Source organism: Aquimarina celericrescens (assembly GCF_042682765.1).
Taxonomy (GTDB): domain Bacteria; phylum Bacteroidota; class Bacteroidia; order Flavobacteriales; family Flavobacteriaceae; genus Aquimarina; species Aquimarina celericrescens.
In genome coordinates this window covers 426,328-440,374 of sequence record NZ_JBHUHY010000015.1, presented here as the reverse complement: position 1 = coordinate 440,374, position 14,047 = coordinate 426,328, and the positions used below count along the sequence as shown (strand labels likewise).

The window sequence follows — 14,047 nt, the reverse complement described above, 5'->3', positions numbered from 1 at the left end:
AAACGACCAAACCATCACTGCAGGAACAGCAGTTACCAAAGATATACGAAGAAGAAATGGTAAAGTAAAAAGTTTGGTGCGTGATGCTGCGGGAAACTGGTCAAATACAGGTAACCTGGATGTAAACATAAGTAGCTTGTTAAAACAAAATCCAAACATAATAGATGATACTCAATAGGAGGGAAAAAATAGCATACCCAAATCCCACTGATGGAAATCAATTGACTTTAACCTTCAATATTATCAATTCCTAGATTGGATAAGATATTGTTGTTAGATTAGACAGAAAGCGTACTAAAAACCAAATATGATACTCCAGAAAATATAATATTAGAAAAATTGACTTTAGCGATATAGTACAAAATATAGCATCTGGAAATTATTTAATTAAAATCGAAAATAGAGACCCAATTCAAACTTTACGAATCCAGAAGGAATAAGTTATTAATTTACTGATAAAAAAGATTTAACCAGTACTCGAGGTGGTAGTAATAGCAGGATTCTTACTTTAATTTTCATACTTAAAATCAAAACTTATGAGGCGCTTATATATATTATCAATAGTTGGTATATTTTTTCGTGTACCATGGATGATGAGATTATAAATATAAAACACTAGAATTTTCAAAAAGGACAGTTCCATGAGTTTCTTGCGAGAGTTAAATCAATTTTGACATCAAATGATGTTAATTGTCATTGTAAAATCAAGCAAAAGCTAAAATTACCTAATCGGTGCGTAATTCGGTGCTTAACTTTAAAAGAACCGAGATAACACATTATATCACAATGTCTTATAATCTTACGGTTAGACCCTCCGACTCCACTTTAAAAATCCGTAATAACTTTATAGACAAGTTTTACGGTTTTTTTATTTTATGTTGTCTATCAGAAATGACAACATTCTTTTACTTTAATAGGTTTCAAATGACAATAAAAAGTATTCTCTTATTTTGTTATTTTGACACTAAAAATTCATAAATACATATAGAATAGTACTCGTCCCCTGGATCCAAACGTGTAGAAGGAAAATGAGGATGATTTGGACTGTCTGGAAAATGTTGTGTTTCTAAACAAAAAGCAGTTCTGTGTTTATAGAATTTACCTTTTTTCCCCTGTATGGAACCGTCCAAAAAATTTCCTCCGTAAAACTGCAATCCAGGTTCATTAGTATACACTTTCATCGTTCTTCCAGAAGCAGGTTCTACCACCTTGGCAGCATAATTTAGTCCTTTCAAATTTTGATTTAATACGAAATTATGGTCATACCCAAACCCGTGTTTCAATTGTTTATGATCGGCATCTACTCTATCCCCAATAGCGGTTAATTTCTGAAAGTCAAAAGAGGTATCTTCTACAGAAGCTAATCCACCTGTAGGAATTAACCCTGCATCCACCGGAGTGTAATAGGCAGCGTTTATCTGTAACAAATGATCGTTAATAGTACCATTGCCAGCTCCTCTCAAATTAAAAAAAGAATGGTGTGTTAGATTAATTATTGTTGAGGCATCTGTTGTAGCCCAATATTCGATCTTCAATTCGTTTGCATTGGTAAGCTTATACTTCACCCTAATTGTTAAATTACCCGGGTAGCCTTCTTCCATATGCTTAGATATGTATTGAAGTTCTAGTGTTTGGTCATCAATTTGATGTGCATCCCAAATGACAGCATCAAATCCCTTACTCCCTCCATGAAGATGATTACCATTATTATTTGTAGCCAAAACATATTCTTTGGAGTCTAATGTAAATTTTCCTTCTTTAATTCTATTTCCGTAGCGCCCGATAAGGGCTCCAAAATATCTCTCTTTAGAAGTCAGGTAATCTTCAATAGTAGCATGTCCTAACACAACATCTTCATAATTTCCGTTTCGATCGGGCAGCCATAACGAAACTACTTTACCTCCATAATTAGTGATTTCTGACACAGTTCCCTGTTTGTTTTTTAGAACAAAGAGCGTCGTTTTTTTATCCCCTATGGTTTTTTCAAAATTGCTCTTTTTTAGAAGGGTAATTTTCTCGTGATTTGTGTTCATTTCTTGTGCTCGAATAACGCTCAATGACAATAATAAAACAAAATTTTAATTGTTTTACATCTTGTAAATATATTTTACTACTTTCTTAATTAGCTTACCTATAATTGCGCCTAAAATAAGGCTATATTTCTACAGACTCGAACCATTTTTTCTGATAATCTAGTATAGCTATGCAATATTTTTATAAAGTAAGGTAAGTTTCTTGCTAATACTCTAATGATTAGAAAAGTTTTTTTTCAAAAAACTTAAAATCTATGATTTATGTAACATTCAATTTCTTTTATATAATGAAATACCGATTAATTATAGAGATCTTTATAATCAATATCGATCGGATTTTTCTGTAGACGTAATTTATCTAGGTCCAAAAGATTTAGAATTACTAAATACGATTATAAATGCAACGTATTTGATAGATCCATGGAAACATTTCAGGTAGCAAAAAGGCAGGAATAAAAATGCTAGCTTTCTTAAAACAGTTGAAAAAACCTTACAAAACAAACATCCTTTAACGAAAAAATAGTAAAGCAATATACAAAATCGATGTAAAAGACAACAAATAAGTAATCTACTACTTAAGACTAGTCGAAAGGATTATTTAACGTCGTCATTTTTCTTACTGATTCTTTTTCATCCTCAGAGGTTATTGCTTTTAATTAATTCTCTGGGGGTCAAAAAAAAGAAAAAATCACTTAAAACACTAATTATGAAACTAGATAAAAACACGATTCTAAAATATGAAATAGGCGATACTGTGTTTACTAAAATAAATCCCAGTATTTCTATGATCGTTCGAAGATATATTGATGGAATCTACTACTGTGGATTTCCAAACGATCCTGATCGATGGGAATTGGGTTTGTCTGCAAAAGCATTGGTAGGAAGTTAAACTCTTTTTGAAATCAATTTCCTTTATTTTAAATCACTAAAATTATGAAAACATCAGCAATTGTCTATTGCGAAAATGAATTTGGCAAACTAGACGGTAAAGTAGCAAATGGTCTTGTCAGGCATTCTGATAAGTATAAAATCGTTGGTGTTATTGATAGTACAAAATCAGGTCTTGATTCAGGAGAACATCTGGATGGAATCAAAAATGAGATACCAATATTTCAGAATTTTAATCAAGCGATTGAAATGTTGGATACTATTCCCGAATACTTTATCTACGGAATTGCCCCTCTTGAGGCGTTACTTAGTGATGATGAGAAAAATATTATTTATACTGCCATTAAAGCTGGAATGCATATTGTAAATGGACTTCCAGAGTTTCTTTCAGATGATGAAGTTTGTATTAAACTAGCCAAAAAATACAATGTATCCATTTTTGACGTGAGAAAACCACCTTCCAAAGAAAAGCTTCACCATTTTACTGGTAAAATACAAGATGTTCAAACACCAATAATAACAGTATCTGGAACAGATTGTGCCGTTGGAAAACGAACTACCGCACTTAAGTTGGTAGAAGCGCTAAAAAATGAAGGGCTAAGTGCCATCTTTATAACTACAGGTCAAACAGGAATACTTCAAGGTTCAAAATATGGTATTGCTATAGATATGCTAAGTTCAGGCTTTGCGACTGGAGAAGTTGAGAATGCTATTCTGGAGGCACTCAAAGAACAACCTGATATCATCGTAGTTGAGGGTCAAGGAGCACTAAGTCATCCAGCATTTACCTCATCGAGTGCGATTATCAGAGGTGCGATGCCCGGGGCCATCATTCTGCAACATCCACCCAAAAGGCAAACCAGATGTGATTTTCCTAAAATTTTGATGCCTACACTTGAAAGTGAAATAAAAATGTTAGAAATTTTCTCTGGATCCAAAGTAATTGCAATCACAATCAACCATGAAGGTATGAATGACCTAGAAGTCGAACGTACAATAAAGACTTATGAAGAAAAATATCAACTACCTGTCACCGATGTCTTAAAAAATGACTGTAGTAAGTTAATAGAAAAACTTCAAGAGATATTCCCCGATTTAATCTGTATCAACCCACTCCTATGCCAACCCCAAGAATAGATATTAATCTTAGCAAAATTGCTCATAACGTCAAGACGCTAAGTTCCCTTTTTCGATCAAAAGGTATAGACATTATTGCTGTTACCAAAGGAGTTTGTGCACATCCGCATATTGCCAATATTTTGGTAAAGAGTGGGGTTAAAATTCTTGCTGACTCAAGAATAGCAAACATAAAAAAAATGCGTAACGCTGGTGTTAAGGCAACATTCTTATTGATTAGGACACCTATGATCAGTCAGGCAGAATCTGTCGTGTTAGATACAGATATGAGCTTAAATTCAGAGTTGTCCGTTATAAAAAGACTTTCAAAATTTGCTATCCTACATAATAAGATCCATAAAATCATACTTATGGTAGAGTTGGGAGATTTGCGCGAAGGCATAGTACCATCACAATTGGAAAATACTATCAAAAAGGTACTAACTCTAAAAGGTATTGAACTTAAAGGAATAGGTACAAATCTTGCTTGTTTTTCGGGAGTGAAGCCCACAGCAGAAAAGATGGACATACTCTCTGCTATTGCTATTAGTATTGAGAAAAAGTTTCATATTAAACTATCCATAATTTCAGGAGGAAATTCGGCTAATTATAATTGGTTCAAGACCATAAAAGATGTTGGCAGGATAAATAATTTGAGATTAGGAGAATCTATATTTTTAGGTTACGAACCTTTAACAGGAAAACCAATTCCAAAACTGTACCAAGACGCTTTTATGCTGGTGGCTGAAGTTATAGAATTGAAAAACAAATCATCAGTACCAAATGGCGAGATTGGCCTGGACGCCTTTGGTAACAAACCAAAATTTAAAGACCAGGGCATCATAAGAAGAGCTATTTTAGCCATGGGCGTTCAAGATGTAATGGTGACTGGATTAACTCCAAAATCAGATATTGAAATCTTGGGAGCAGGTGGTGATCATATTATAATTAATGCTAAAAAGGAGGACTTAAAAGTTGGCAGCGAGGTATCATTTACACTAAAGTATGGAGCATTAGTTACTGCTATGAATTCATCCTATATTTTCAAAAATATCATTACCCCTATAAACGCAAAAGAGTATTGCGCCATAGTAGAAGAAAAAGACAGGTTGCACAAAAAGAAAATAGCTATTGTTACTGTTAAGGAGGATCACTCACCATTGATAAGTCTTCAGGATTCAGATTTCAATTTAATATTTGAAAAATCCATTCAAAAAAACTATCGCTATTTGGTAAGGAAAGGAGTGTTTGAAAAAATAGGTCGAATTAGTAAACTTCTTGATAATCAGGGCAAAAAACTAATTATCAGATCAGCATGGAGATCATTTGAGCATCAGCAAAAACTATGGGATCAAAAAGCCAGTTATATGAAGGAGAAACATCCCGAAAAAACCATAGAAGAAATTAATGAAATAGTATCAAAATTTATTGCCCCCAAAAAACAATCTACCCACTCTACCGGAGGGGCAGTTGATGCTCTGATTTATGATTTACAAACGAAACGCGTGCTGGATTTTGGAACCAACGATGGATTACATATTGATTTGAACGAAAGATGTTACCCCAAACATCCAGACATTAGTGAAGAAGCAAAGAAAAATCGCAAACTTCTTATGAAACTTTTCGAAGATGAAGATTTTGTATGTGACCATAAAGAATATTGGCATTTTGATTATGGTAATATTGGTTGGGCGGTAGAAAAGAATAAGGAATATGCTTGCTATGGTGTTTTAGAAGAATCGTTTGTGCAATCAGCTGTTCTTAACTATCCGGATAAAGTGTTCTTTTATCTTTAGAAATGTTGTATTTCTTAAAAAAGTCTTGTTTTATTGCACTTGAAAACTTCATCACAAAGTTTTAATACATAAAACGAGTCTAACTAAAACATATTTCTTTTCTCATAAATATGTTTTAATATTCTTATGTAAGCTCTAAAGTAGTGGGTTGAATAATGCCAAAGATGTCTGACTCTTTCATGATAAGCGCATTAATACCTTCAATAGTAATTTCGGTTCCAGAATATTTTCCATATAATACCGTATCACCAACTTTTACAGTCATGGGGTCATCCTTTTTGCCCTTCCCTATAGCCAGTATGATTCCTTTTTGAGGTTTTTCTTTAGCTGTATCCGGGATAATAATCCCTTCCCCTGATTTTTCCTCTGCTATATCTACTTTTATAAAAACCCAATCGGATAGCGGTTGTATTTTATATTTACGCATGATCATTTTGTTTAATTATAGTTCAATAGGTTTGGAGTTCAGCAAAAAGTAATTCTAGCTCTGCCCTGGTTTTCTTAAGTTTAGCGGCAAGACCATCAAGCATCATTTCTTTTTGCTCATCTTTAAAGTCAAAATCCTTGTCACTTAAAAAGGGAAATCTCCGTTTGAGCATTACCTTTTGCTCTCTCCAACTTCTTGTAATGTTTGTTTTAGCCATTTTATTATTTATTTACTACCATTTAGTAGTTGTTTATTTAGTTGAGCTGGTGGATTTACGATTTTTTCTGGATCTAATAAGATACCTTTTTTTGTATCCATACTAAGTGTTGGGATGATGCTAAAATCAATACCATTAGAGCTATTTGTTACTCGATCTGTTGTCAAAGCTTGCTCTAAGGTATTTATTATAGATTTATCAACTCTTTCATCGAATTTTCGGGCAAATAAATTATCTCCTTGCCTTAAAAAGTCAAAATCTGATCCTGTTAAAATTTTCGACTTCAGTTTTACACTTCCATCAGATATCCATATAACAGCTCTTTTATGATCGTTTACAATAATTTCTTTGAATGACGTATTCATAAGTACGGTCTGAAAAAATGATTTATCAGCATTTATTGTATTACGATAAAAATCTTCAAATTTTTTCACCTCAGGGCTATGGCTGATAAATTCGCAGCATGCTCTGGTCAAAATCATCCATTGTCCGCCGATATACCAGGTCACATTTTTCATAAAAGATCTTTTATAAGGTATATCTGAAAAGCCAATATCTATCTCTTGAAAATAGTTTTCAATACGGTCTAACGTATCAGGGCGTACTCTACTTTGATTGACTATTTCTATGAAGTTTTTCCCTTGATTCCTATGCAAAAAATCAAGAATAGAATCTTGAGATTTTAAAGGAAAATCCTGATCGCTTAGATTAATAAAAAAATCCCATTTGAGACAACGGTTTAAGAGGTATTTTATCCCTTTAAGTTGAGATTGTACCATACTATATCCTCCCTTCTCTATATTTTCACCTTTTGAAAAATAAGCACTGGAGTAATCTTCTAAAAATGCTTTAATATCTTTTTTAAGGCCTATGTTGACCTCTTTATCTACATGGATTAAGTAGTGGTTTTCTGGATGGTAAATAGCTTTGAACAATCGTTTGAACTGTTTAGGAAAACGTTGAACCAATATGAAGTAGGCAATCTTCGGCTTCCTTTTTAGGATTTTAAAATGAAAGCTTTTATCTTTTGCTATGCCTAACCGTTGTGTCATTTAGTATATGTATTATTTAGTTCTTAACTTTTGTCGTGATAAGCAATCATTATAAAAGCTCTCTTTCAAAAAATACAACTTCTTTTTTCTTTTGATCATCGGCAAATTTGCAATAGTATCTTTGACGATACTATAATCGCACAATCAGTTTAACTTCAGGGTTTGCTTTGGCATAAAAAGTATCGCCGGGTTTGAATTTACTTTCTTGTACTACCCTATACATTATATTTAGATTCTATATACTTACATCTTCATAACCACTTTTAATGATAATCGATATCATTTTAAATCGTTTATTTGCCTTTACTACATTTCTTGCATGAGCAGGGATTATGATTGCGTGACCAGTTTCAATGGTATTTGATTTTTCGTTAATGACAATCTCGGCTTCTCCGTCTATAATTTGAATAAGATTATCGAAAGGAGATGTTTTAGAAGTCAATGCTTCTCCACTATCAAATGATGATATGGCTACGATTCCTGTTTTTTTCTTTAGAATTGCTTTTATAACCACAGAGCCAGGTACATAATCAATAGTGTCAGCCAACTTATAATTAGTGGATTTTTCTAATTCATGATTTTTCATGGATAATATAATGGAAGATTAATACTAAACTACAATATGATCGTAGCGATTTGCAATTAAAGTTTATTCTTCACTTCTTTTTTCCTTTCTTTTTGCTGCTTTTGCAGCCCTTTTTTCTTTTAAGTTTTTCGCAGGAGCTTTTTTACCCGACTTAGATTTACCTTCTTTTTCTTTTGACATGATTTTCTGTTTTAATATTGTTGATAACGCACCTCTTATGGGCAGTTTTAATATGTATACAAAAATCGTTTAATTACTACCTTCATGTGTTACATTACGTTGAACCTACGTTACATATATCACACTTTTCTGAAGTATTGAGTGTAATGAACATCGAATAAACTATAATACGCATTACCCTATTATAAATCTTCCAGATTTTGTTTACGTTTTTCTTTCAGTTTTTTGTAGAACGTAGGAGTTAAGCCTGTAATTTTTTTGAATTGATTAGATAGATGTGCAACACTACTGTAGTGCAATCTATAGGATATCTCGGTAAGATTTAGTTCATCATAAATAAGCAATTCTTTAGCCCTTTCAATTTTATGAATAATGATAAATTGCTGAATGGTAATTCCTTTCACTTCAGAAAAAATATTTGCTAGGTATGTATAGTTATAGCCAACCTTATTACTTATATAATCAGAATAATTGACTCTAGGTAATTCATCTGTGTAATGAATCATTTCGATAATTACATTTCTGATTTTTTCAATTAGAATACTTTTTTTATTTTCCATCAATTCTAAGCCAGATTTACTTAAATTTTTCTTCAGTTGTATACGTTGGTCCTTAGTTATATCTTCCATGAGTTCAATAACACCTAATTCTAGAGCCACATAATGCAATCCAAGTTTTTTTAACTCTTCTTTGACCATAAGCTTGCATCGCAAACTGACCATGTATTTTATGAATAATTTTGTACTCATGTTATATACGTTTAAATTTAAACGAGGTATTTGTTCGTATGTAGAGAATTAAGATTTTAAACTCATTCCGGAAGATGTTGCCCGGGCACAAGCTTCTGTAAACGTAGTATGATGGATACTTCCCTGCTTCTTTTTTCCTCAACAACTGTATCTTTACTAAATGAGATGATGAAATTTTCTCCAATATGTTTATTATTATGTAATGGATATTTTTCTTGTATAACAGACAGAATTTCGTTGAAAATCAATATTTTTTCAAATCCAGATGCAGTTTTACAACAAAACGAATAACCTTCCTCGACCCGTCCTTCATAAACCCCCTCTAGTTGTTGTATTTGGTTTATTCCTTGGGAAGGAGAAATCGCAAATGAAGTAAGCATTATTAGGAATAGTTTTATTCGTAATGTCATTTTTTTGACCTTTATAGGAGTTTTAATCTTAGGATATGTGTTTAAGTACCCTTGTGCAATTTCAACATTTCAATTATGGTTGAACTTTAATTTCAGATAATCAAAATTTAAGTACACCATCATAGAAAATAAGACATAAAAAGCCATCTCAAATAGATGGCTTTTTAACATTTTTGGAGATACAAGACCTATTATTTGACCAATTCAACATTGACCGCGTTCATTCCCTTTTGACCTCTTTCCATCATAAATTTTACGTTGTCGTTTTCACGTATTTCATCTATAATACCGCTTTGGTGTACAAAGACATCTTCATCGGAATCCTTGAGATTAATAAAGCCAAATCCTTTGGCACTATTGAAAAATTTTACTGTTCCTTCTTTCATTACTTTGTATTTATTATTTATTATTCTATTTAATGCTTGTTTTATAATATTCATTGTTCTTTACTTTAGTTGTCTTAAAAATTGGATCCCGATTGTATAGGAAGGGGCTGCATTTTTCCTAACTTTCGTAAAATCCTAATGTGATCCATAATGGCCGCAGCAAATGTCTTTTTTGTATGATATGGTATCCCATATTCCTTTGCTGTATCTGCAACAATACCAGATATCTTTTTATAATGAACATGACAAATATTAGGCAGCAAGTGATGTTCTATTTGATAATTCAACCCTCCTATTAACCATGAAAAAAAACGGCTTTTGGGTGAAAAATTAGTAGTTGTGGCCAACTGGTGTGTAAAACCGTCACCTTCAACCACCCCATCTTTGTTCGGTAAGGGAAATTGAGTATTAGGCATAATATGTGCTACCTGAAATATGATACTGATAAGCAAACCAGTTACAAAGTGCATACTAAGAAAGGCCAAGACGATCATCCAGGGAGCTAATGACACCATTAATAACGGTATGATTAAAGCATACGAATAATATAGCAGTTTCCAGCCGATTACCTTTATTATTTCGTTTCTAAATTCATTCTTTTTGTTCAAGAATCCCATCTTTTTGTAACGGGAAAGTCTAATGAAATCTTTGACGGTAACCCATGATAATGTGGACAATCCATAAAAAAACCATACATACAGATGTTGAAACTGGTGTAGTTTATTTTTTTTTGCGTGGGGTGAGAAACGAAGAAAAAAAGGTGCATTTATGTCATCATCCATGCCTTCTACATTGGTATAGGTATGATGTAGTATATTATGTTGTATCTTCCATACTGTAGCATTAGCGCCGATTAGATTCATCGTATAGCCCAGATATTTGTTCACTCTTTTGTTTTTGGAGTAAGAACCGTGAATAGCATCGTGCATAATACCCATTCCTATCCCTGCCATCCCTACTCCACTAATAATATAGAGCGTAAAAAGAAGCCATGGCGCAGAAACAACGCCAATATTAATTAACAATAGGGGTGCTAAGAATATGGTCAGCATTACGATAGTTTTCGTGATCATGCTCTCGTTTGCATGCTTACTGATATTGTTGGTTTTGAAATAATTATTCACCCTGTTTCTCAGTGTTTTTGAAAAATCAGAGTTTGTTCTTTTTGAAAATTTTAGATTTTTGATACTATCGACTTTTTGTTTTAAGCCCATCCACGTATAATTCGGGGACAACGTATAAATATAAAGGACTTAGAAACAAACAGAAATATCTAATTATGAAGACTTGCTTTACATTTAAAACAGACTCCAAACTGATGTTGTTATCCTTATATTTACCTTAAAAATGTTTTTTGCAATATTGCTGAGAAAAAAAGAGAGCAGAAAAAGAATATTGAATTTGAAAAAACAAAATTAAATTGAAGCTTTACGAATTTTAACATGGTAAAGATACCTTTAATTCGGGTATTACTTGCAAATCATATGTTAAATAGCGACAAACCACTGTTCGTGATTTAAAACAAACGGATATATAGCCTCGAAGAATTCTTTAGATTAAATATGACAACTACTTCTAAGACTTCTTATTTATAAAAGTTTATTGATCATTCTCGTCTATTTCTTAAGAAGTTTTATTAGTCATCATTACCATTTGATATAGTCACTCCATCAGTGGTAAAAGCAAAACCCTGTTGTCCTGAGATCCCAACCATCACTCCTTGAAAAATTGGCTTTACAGAATTATGTGCTCCCCAGGTAATTATAAAATTTGCACCACTACCTCCTAGCGTATCTTTTTCCTCGATTACATATTCAATAGATTCTAATGGCTTTAAATATATAGGTCGTTTTATGTAACTACGAACAAAATTTCCTTGAGTATCATAGTAATCTGCATTTTTGATAAACAAGGAGTCTTTAGCACTAGTATTTCTAATACTAAGTGTAGCAGTAAGTAAAAACCGAAAGTCTTTTGTTTTGTTGTAAATATCTGAATAAATTGGAACGTATACTTGCTCGTTTATTGAATAGGTAAAATTTTCATTATTTTCGATGGTATTTTCTTTAAGAATACCTTGTTCTAATTGCTTATTGGGATTTTGCCTGGTACAACCGCATAAAACGATAAAAAAAAAGGATATAGTACAAAAGTTCTTATATGTATGCATGATGAACTAAAATTATCTTTAATAAGGACTGAAGTTACATTTTTTTAAAGTAGATTAAGGATATTCATTCAAAATTTCTTTTTGGAAATATTTACACAGCACAAGTTAAGACATCGAGAAATAAACTTTCGCAAAAGAAAAATTAAAAATCATAATTCTCTAAACCCTAAATAGAAATACTAGGGAGCTATTTTTTTTGTTGAAGGAAAGAATATTTATAAACCAAAATTGAAATTCAGGGCTACATCAGAGATATTCGCCTAGTTTATGAGACAGATTACTACATACTTTGATCCTTTGTTTAAAATCTCATTTGAGATACAATTAGCATCAAATGCGTTAATATCATTTTTAAAATTTTAGTTACTTTCTTTCAAATATCAATTATTTGTTATTCATTAGAGCAGAAATGAACACTTATCAAAAAAAACAGAGATGAAAAAATTAGGGACATTAACTATTGCGGCAATATCACTAATAGCAATCACTATTTTTACGCTGCAGAATTCGCAAGTAGTAGCTGTGAAATTATTTTTTTGGGAAGCCAAAGCCTCTTTATCTTTAATTTTATTCACAACTTTTTCAATCGCTATCTTAATAGCTGTAGTTGCTGTTGTGCCAACCATTTATCACTTAAAGAAATTGAGAAGCCAATCTCAAAAAAAAGTAAAATCTCTTGTAGAAGAAAAGGAAAAACTATCAGAACCTGAAGCGAAGAATATATTGTATAACAGCCAAGAAGAAAATAATCAAGAAGAAAATAATATAAACCCTTGAGAATTAAAAATTAGATTTTTAAGTGTATTTCGTTTTGATGCATAGTACTCTATGTTACTAATAAACGCTATTAAATTATTTAACACAATGAAAATAATTTTAACATTAATTATGTTAAAAAAAAATTTAAGGGGTTAAAGCTCGTTAAAGCCCTTGACAAATTTATTCTTCAAATTATATTAGTTAGGGATGTTGCAAATGTCAATATGTAAAAAAAGAGTTTAATCTTTTCCTGAAGATTATTTCATTTAATTTTAGTTATTGACATATCTCTAAGTCTTATAGAAATAGAATAATCATCTTACAGATAGATTTTTAAAAAATTAAAAGTTGAGGACAGTAATCTTGATTATTTATTTAGATAAGCTCTTAAAATTAATATAAATTGTAAAACAAAATGTTTTGAAAAACGAATATAAAAAATCTTTAATTATACTTACAATAGCTTCAGTTTTTGTGTTCATGTTTGCATTAATAACGACTTTTATAGAATTATCTTAACTAAAGAAATAATACTCAAACGCACAAATTATGGAAATTTACTACAGATATTTGAAAGTTTACTTTAATCCATTGGTAAAATTTATAAAAAACCTTCCAGTAGCAAGTCAGTATGCTATAAATAGGTAACTTTAGAAGTTTTCCAAATGTTATCAAACATTCTAATGAAGTTTAAGAAAAAATTATTTAAATCATTAACCATATTAATCGTTAGTGCAATATTACTATATATATTAGCAGTACAACTAATTCTCTAAATTTTAAGTTTATCATTATCTATGAAAAATAAAAATAACATTCAAAGGCCAGGACTAAGAAAAAAATTTTTTGGAAGTAAGGCCTATTTAAGAAACGTTAGAAAAAAAATTAGGAACGGCGCAAAACCTAAAAAGTCCTTTGCCGTTTAAATAGAGGAGCATCGAAAAGAGTAATTTTTAAATATAAATTTATAAAGAAAAAGTATTTTGACAAAGCTCTTACATGGCTAGAAAAAAACCAAAAGTTTCTATAAAAGCTAAGATAGAAGGCTACAGTGAGCCCAAAATCTTTACTAGTAAAACTTCAAACGAGAAGATCCAGGCAGATTTTTCATTTACAACTTATGGAGGATCTAGGTATTTTGCAGATGTATCCTTAAAAAAAAGATAATCCAAAAAAATTAGTTTCAAAACAGAAAGTTCTAAGTTTTATGGCCGGGATGAAGAGAGGGTAATTCCACTTACTTCCGCCAAGAAGGCATAGATCATTTACAGAGCAATT

The 14,047-nt window shown here is 31.7% G+C and carries 15 protein-coding genes; 5 read left to right on the top strand and 10 right to left on the bottom strand.

Going from position 1 to position 14,047, the window contains the following annotated elements; genetic code table 11:
• Positions 1-953: 953 nt before the first annotated feature.
• Positions 954-2,033 carry an aldose epimerase family protein gene (locus ACFSJT_RS15075; RefSeq protein WP_378321135.1) on the bottom strand — a complete coding sequence of 360 codons (1,080 nt, stop codon included), beginning with the start codon at positions 2,031-2,033 and terminating at the stop codon, positions 954-956.
• Positions 2,034-2,739: 706 nt separating this feature from the next.
• On the opposite strand from ACFSJT_RS15075, the gene ACFSJT_RS15070 reads away from it, so the two are divergent.
• From ACFSJT_RS15070 to ACFSJT_RS15060, 3 genes are read left to right on the top strand one after another with little or no spacing between them, the layout of a single operon-like run.
• Positions 2,740-2,922, top strand: coding sequence for a hypothetical protein (locus tag ACFSJT_RS15070; RefSeq protein WP_378321134.1), 183 nt, complete (start codon positions 2,740-2,742; stop codon positions 2,920-2,922).
• Between the two features lie 44 nt (positions 2,923-2,966).
• On the top strand, positions 2,967-4,058 hold the full coding sequence (locus ACFSJT_RS15065) for a DUF1611 domain-containing protein (RefSeq protein WP_378321133.1): 1,092 nt from the start codon (positions 2,967-2,969) through the stop codon (positions 4,056-4,058).
• Complete coding sequence (locus tag ACFSJT_RS15060; protein ID WP_378321132.1) at positions 4,040-5,833, top strand: alanine racemase; 1,794 nt, start codon at positions 4,040-4,042, stop codon at positions 5,831-5,833. The genes ACFSJT_RS15065 and ACFSJT_RS15060 overlap by 19 nt, the downstream gene beginning before the upstream one ends.
• A 124-nt stretch (positions 5,834-5,957) precedes the next feature.
• Here ACFSJT_RS15060 and ACFSJT_RS15055 read toward each other — a convergent pair whose 3' ends face one another.
• The 9 genes from ACFSJT_RS15055 to ACFSJT_RS15015 form a co-directional block, all read right to left on the bottom strand.
• Positions 5,958-6,260: a co-chaperone GroES gene (locus ACFSJT_RS15055; RefSeq protein WP_378321131.1), complete on the bottom strand. Its 303-nt coding sequence runs from the start codon at positions 6,258-6,260 to the stop codon at positions 5,958-5,960.
• A 22-nt stretch (positions 6,261-6,282) separates the two neighbouring features.
• A complete protein-coding gene (locus ACFSJT_RS15050; RefSeq protein ID WP_378321130.1) occupies positions 6,283-6,477 on the bottom strand; it encodes a hypothetical protein in 195 nt (64 codons plus the stop codon).
• Positions 6,478-6,485: 8 nt separating this feature from the next.
• Entirely contained in the window at positions 6,486-7,529 is a 1,044-nt protein-coding gene (locus ACFSJT_RS15045) for a beta-1,6-N-acetylglucosaminyltransferase (RefSeq protein WP_378321129.1), read from the bottom strand.
• A gap of 235 nt (positions 7,530-7,764) precedes the next feature.
• Positions 7,765-8,115: a cupin domain-containing protein gene (locus tag ACFSJT_RS15040; RefSeq protein WP_378321128.1), complete on the bottom strand. Its 351-nt coding sequence runs from the start codon at positions 8,113-8,115 to the stop codon at positions 7,765-7,767.
• A 362-nt stretch (positions 8,116-8,477) separates the two neighbouring features.
• Positions 8,478-9,044: a helix-turn-helix domain-containing protein gene (locus tag ACFSJT_RS15035; RefSeq protein ID WP_378321126.1), complete on the bottom strand. Its 567-nt coding sequence runs from the start codon at positions 9,042-9,044 to the stop codon at positions 8,478-8,480.
• A 62-nt stretch (positions 9,045-9,106) separates the two neighbouring features.
• The gene (locus ACFSJT_RS15030) at positions 9,107-9,454 is read right to left on the bottom strand and encodes a hypothetical protein (RefSeq protein WP_378321125.1); all 348 of its coding nucleotides are present in this window, start codon (positions 9,452-9,454) and stop codon (positions 9,107-9,109) included.
• Positions 9,455-9,645: 191 nt separating this feature from the next.
• Positions 9,646-9,840, bottom strand: a complete 195-nt coding sequence (locus tag ACFSJT_RS15025; protein ID WP_378321124.1) for a cold-shock protein — start codon at positions 9,838-9,840, stop codon at positions 9,646-9,648.
• A 74-nt stretch (positions 9,841-9,914) separates the two neighbouring features.
• Positions 9,915-10,892: a fatty acid desaturase family protein gene (locus ACFSJT_RS15020; protein WP_378321123.1), complete on the bottom strand. Its 978-nt coding sequence runs from the start codon at positions 10,890-10,892 to the stop codon at positions 9,915-9,917.
• Between the two features lie 584 nt (positions 10,893-11,476).
• The gene (locus ACFSJT_RS15015; protein WP_378321122.1) at positions 11,477-12,010 is read right to left on the bottom strand and encodes a DUF3124 domain-containing protein; all 534 of its coding nucleotides are present in this window, start codon (positions 12,008-12,010) and stop codon (positions 11,477-11,479) included.
• Positions 12,011-12,445: 435 nt separating this feature from the next.
• Between ACFSJT_RS15015 and ACFSJT_RS15010 the strand changes: the two genes are divergently transcribed.
• A complete protein-coding gene (locus ACFSJT_RS15010; protein WP_378321121.1) occupies positions 12,446-12,787 on the top strand; it encodes a LapA family protein in 342 nt (113 codons plus the stop codon).
• A 981-nt stretch (positions 12,788-13,768) separates the two neighbouring features.
• Positions 13,769-13,936 (top strand): hypothetical protein, encoded by a 168-nt coding sequence (locus ACFSJT_RS15005; protein ID WP_378321120.1) that lies wholly within the window; start codon positions 13,769-13,771, stop codon positions 13,934-13,936.
• Positions 13,937-14,047: the final 111 nt, after the last annotated feature.

Excerpts from the sequence above, each read along its gene's own strand:
- ACFSJT_RS15025 (WP_378321124.1), bottom strand. The coding sequence starts at position 9,840 with ATGAAAGAAGGAACAGTAAAATTTTTCAATAGTGCCAAAGGATTTGGC.
- ACFSJT_RS15070 (WP_378321134.1), top strand. The coding sequence starts at position 2,740 with ATGAAACTAGATAAAAACACGATTCTAAAATATGAAATAGGCGATACT.
- ACFSJT_RS15055 (WP_378321131.1), bottom strand. The coding sequence starts at position 6,260 with ATGCGTAAATATAAAATACAACCGCTATCCGATTGGGTTTTTATAAAA.
- ACFSJT_RS15075 (WP_378321135.1), bottom strand. The coding sequence starts at position 2,033 with ATGAACACAAATCACGAGAAAATTACCCTTCTAAAAAAGAGCAATTTT.
- ACFSJT_RS15010 (WP_378321121.1), top strand. The coding sequence starts at position 12,446 with ATGAAAAAATTAGGGACATTAACTATTGCGGCAATATCACTAATAGCA.
- ACFSJT_RS15015 (WP_378321122.1), bottom strand. The coding sequence starts at position 12,010 with ATGCATACATATAAGAACTTTTGTACTATATCCTTTTTTTTTATCGTT.
- ACFSJT_RS15020 (WP_378321123.1), bottom strand. The coding sequence starts at position 10,892 with ATGCTGACCATATTCTTAGCACCCCTATTGTTAATTAATATTGGCGTT.
- ACFSJT_RS15005 (WP_378321120.1), top strand. The coding sequence starts at position 13,769 with ATGGCTAGAAAAAAACCAAAAGTTTCTATAAAAGCTAAGATAGAAGGC.
- ACFSJT_RS15040 (WP_378321128.1), bottom strand. The coding sequence starts at position 8,115 with ATGAAAAATCATGAATTAGAAAAATCCACTAATTATAAGTTGGCTGAC.
- ACFSJT_RS15030 (WP_378321125.1), bottom strand. The coding sequence starts at position 9,454 with ATGACATTACGAATAAAACTATTCCTAATAATGCTTACTTCATTTGCG.
- ACFSJT_RS15035 (WP_378321126.1), bottom strand. The coding sequence starts at position 9,044 with ATGAGTACAAAATTATTCATAAAATACATGGTCAGTTTGCGATGCAAG.
- ACFSJT_RS15045 (WP_378321129.1), bottom strand. The coding sequence starts at position 7,529 with ATGACACAACGGTTAGGCATAGCAAAAGATAAAAGCTTTCATTTTAAA.
- ACFSJT_RS15050 (WP_378321130.1), bottom strand. The coding sequence starts at position 6,477 with ATGGCTAAAACAAACATTACAAGAAGTTGGAGAGAGCAAAAGGTAATG.
- ACFSJT_RS15065 (WP_378321133.1), top strand. The coding sequence starts at position 2,967 with ATGAAAACATCAGCAATTGTCTATTGCGAAAATGAATTTGGCAAACTA.
- ACFSJT_RS15060 (WP_378321132.1), top strand. The coding sequence starts at position 4,040 with ATGCCAACCCCAAGAATAGATATTAATCTTAGCAAAATTGCTCATAAC.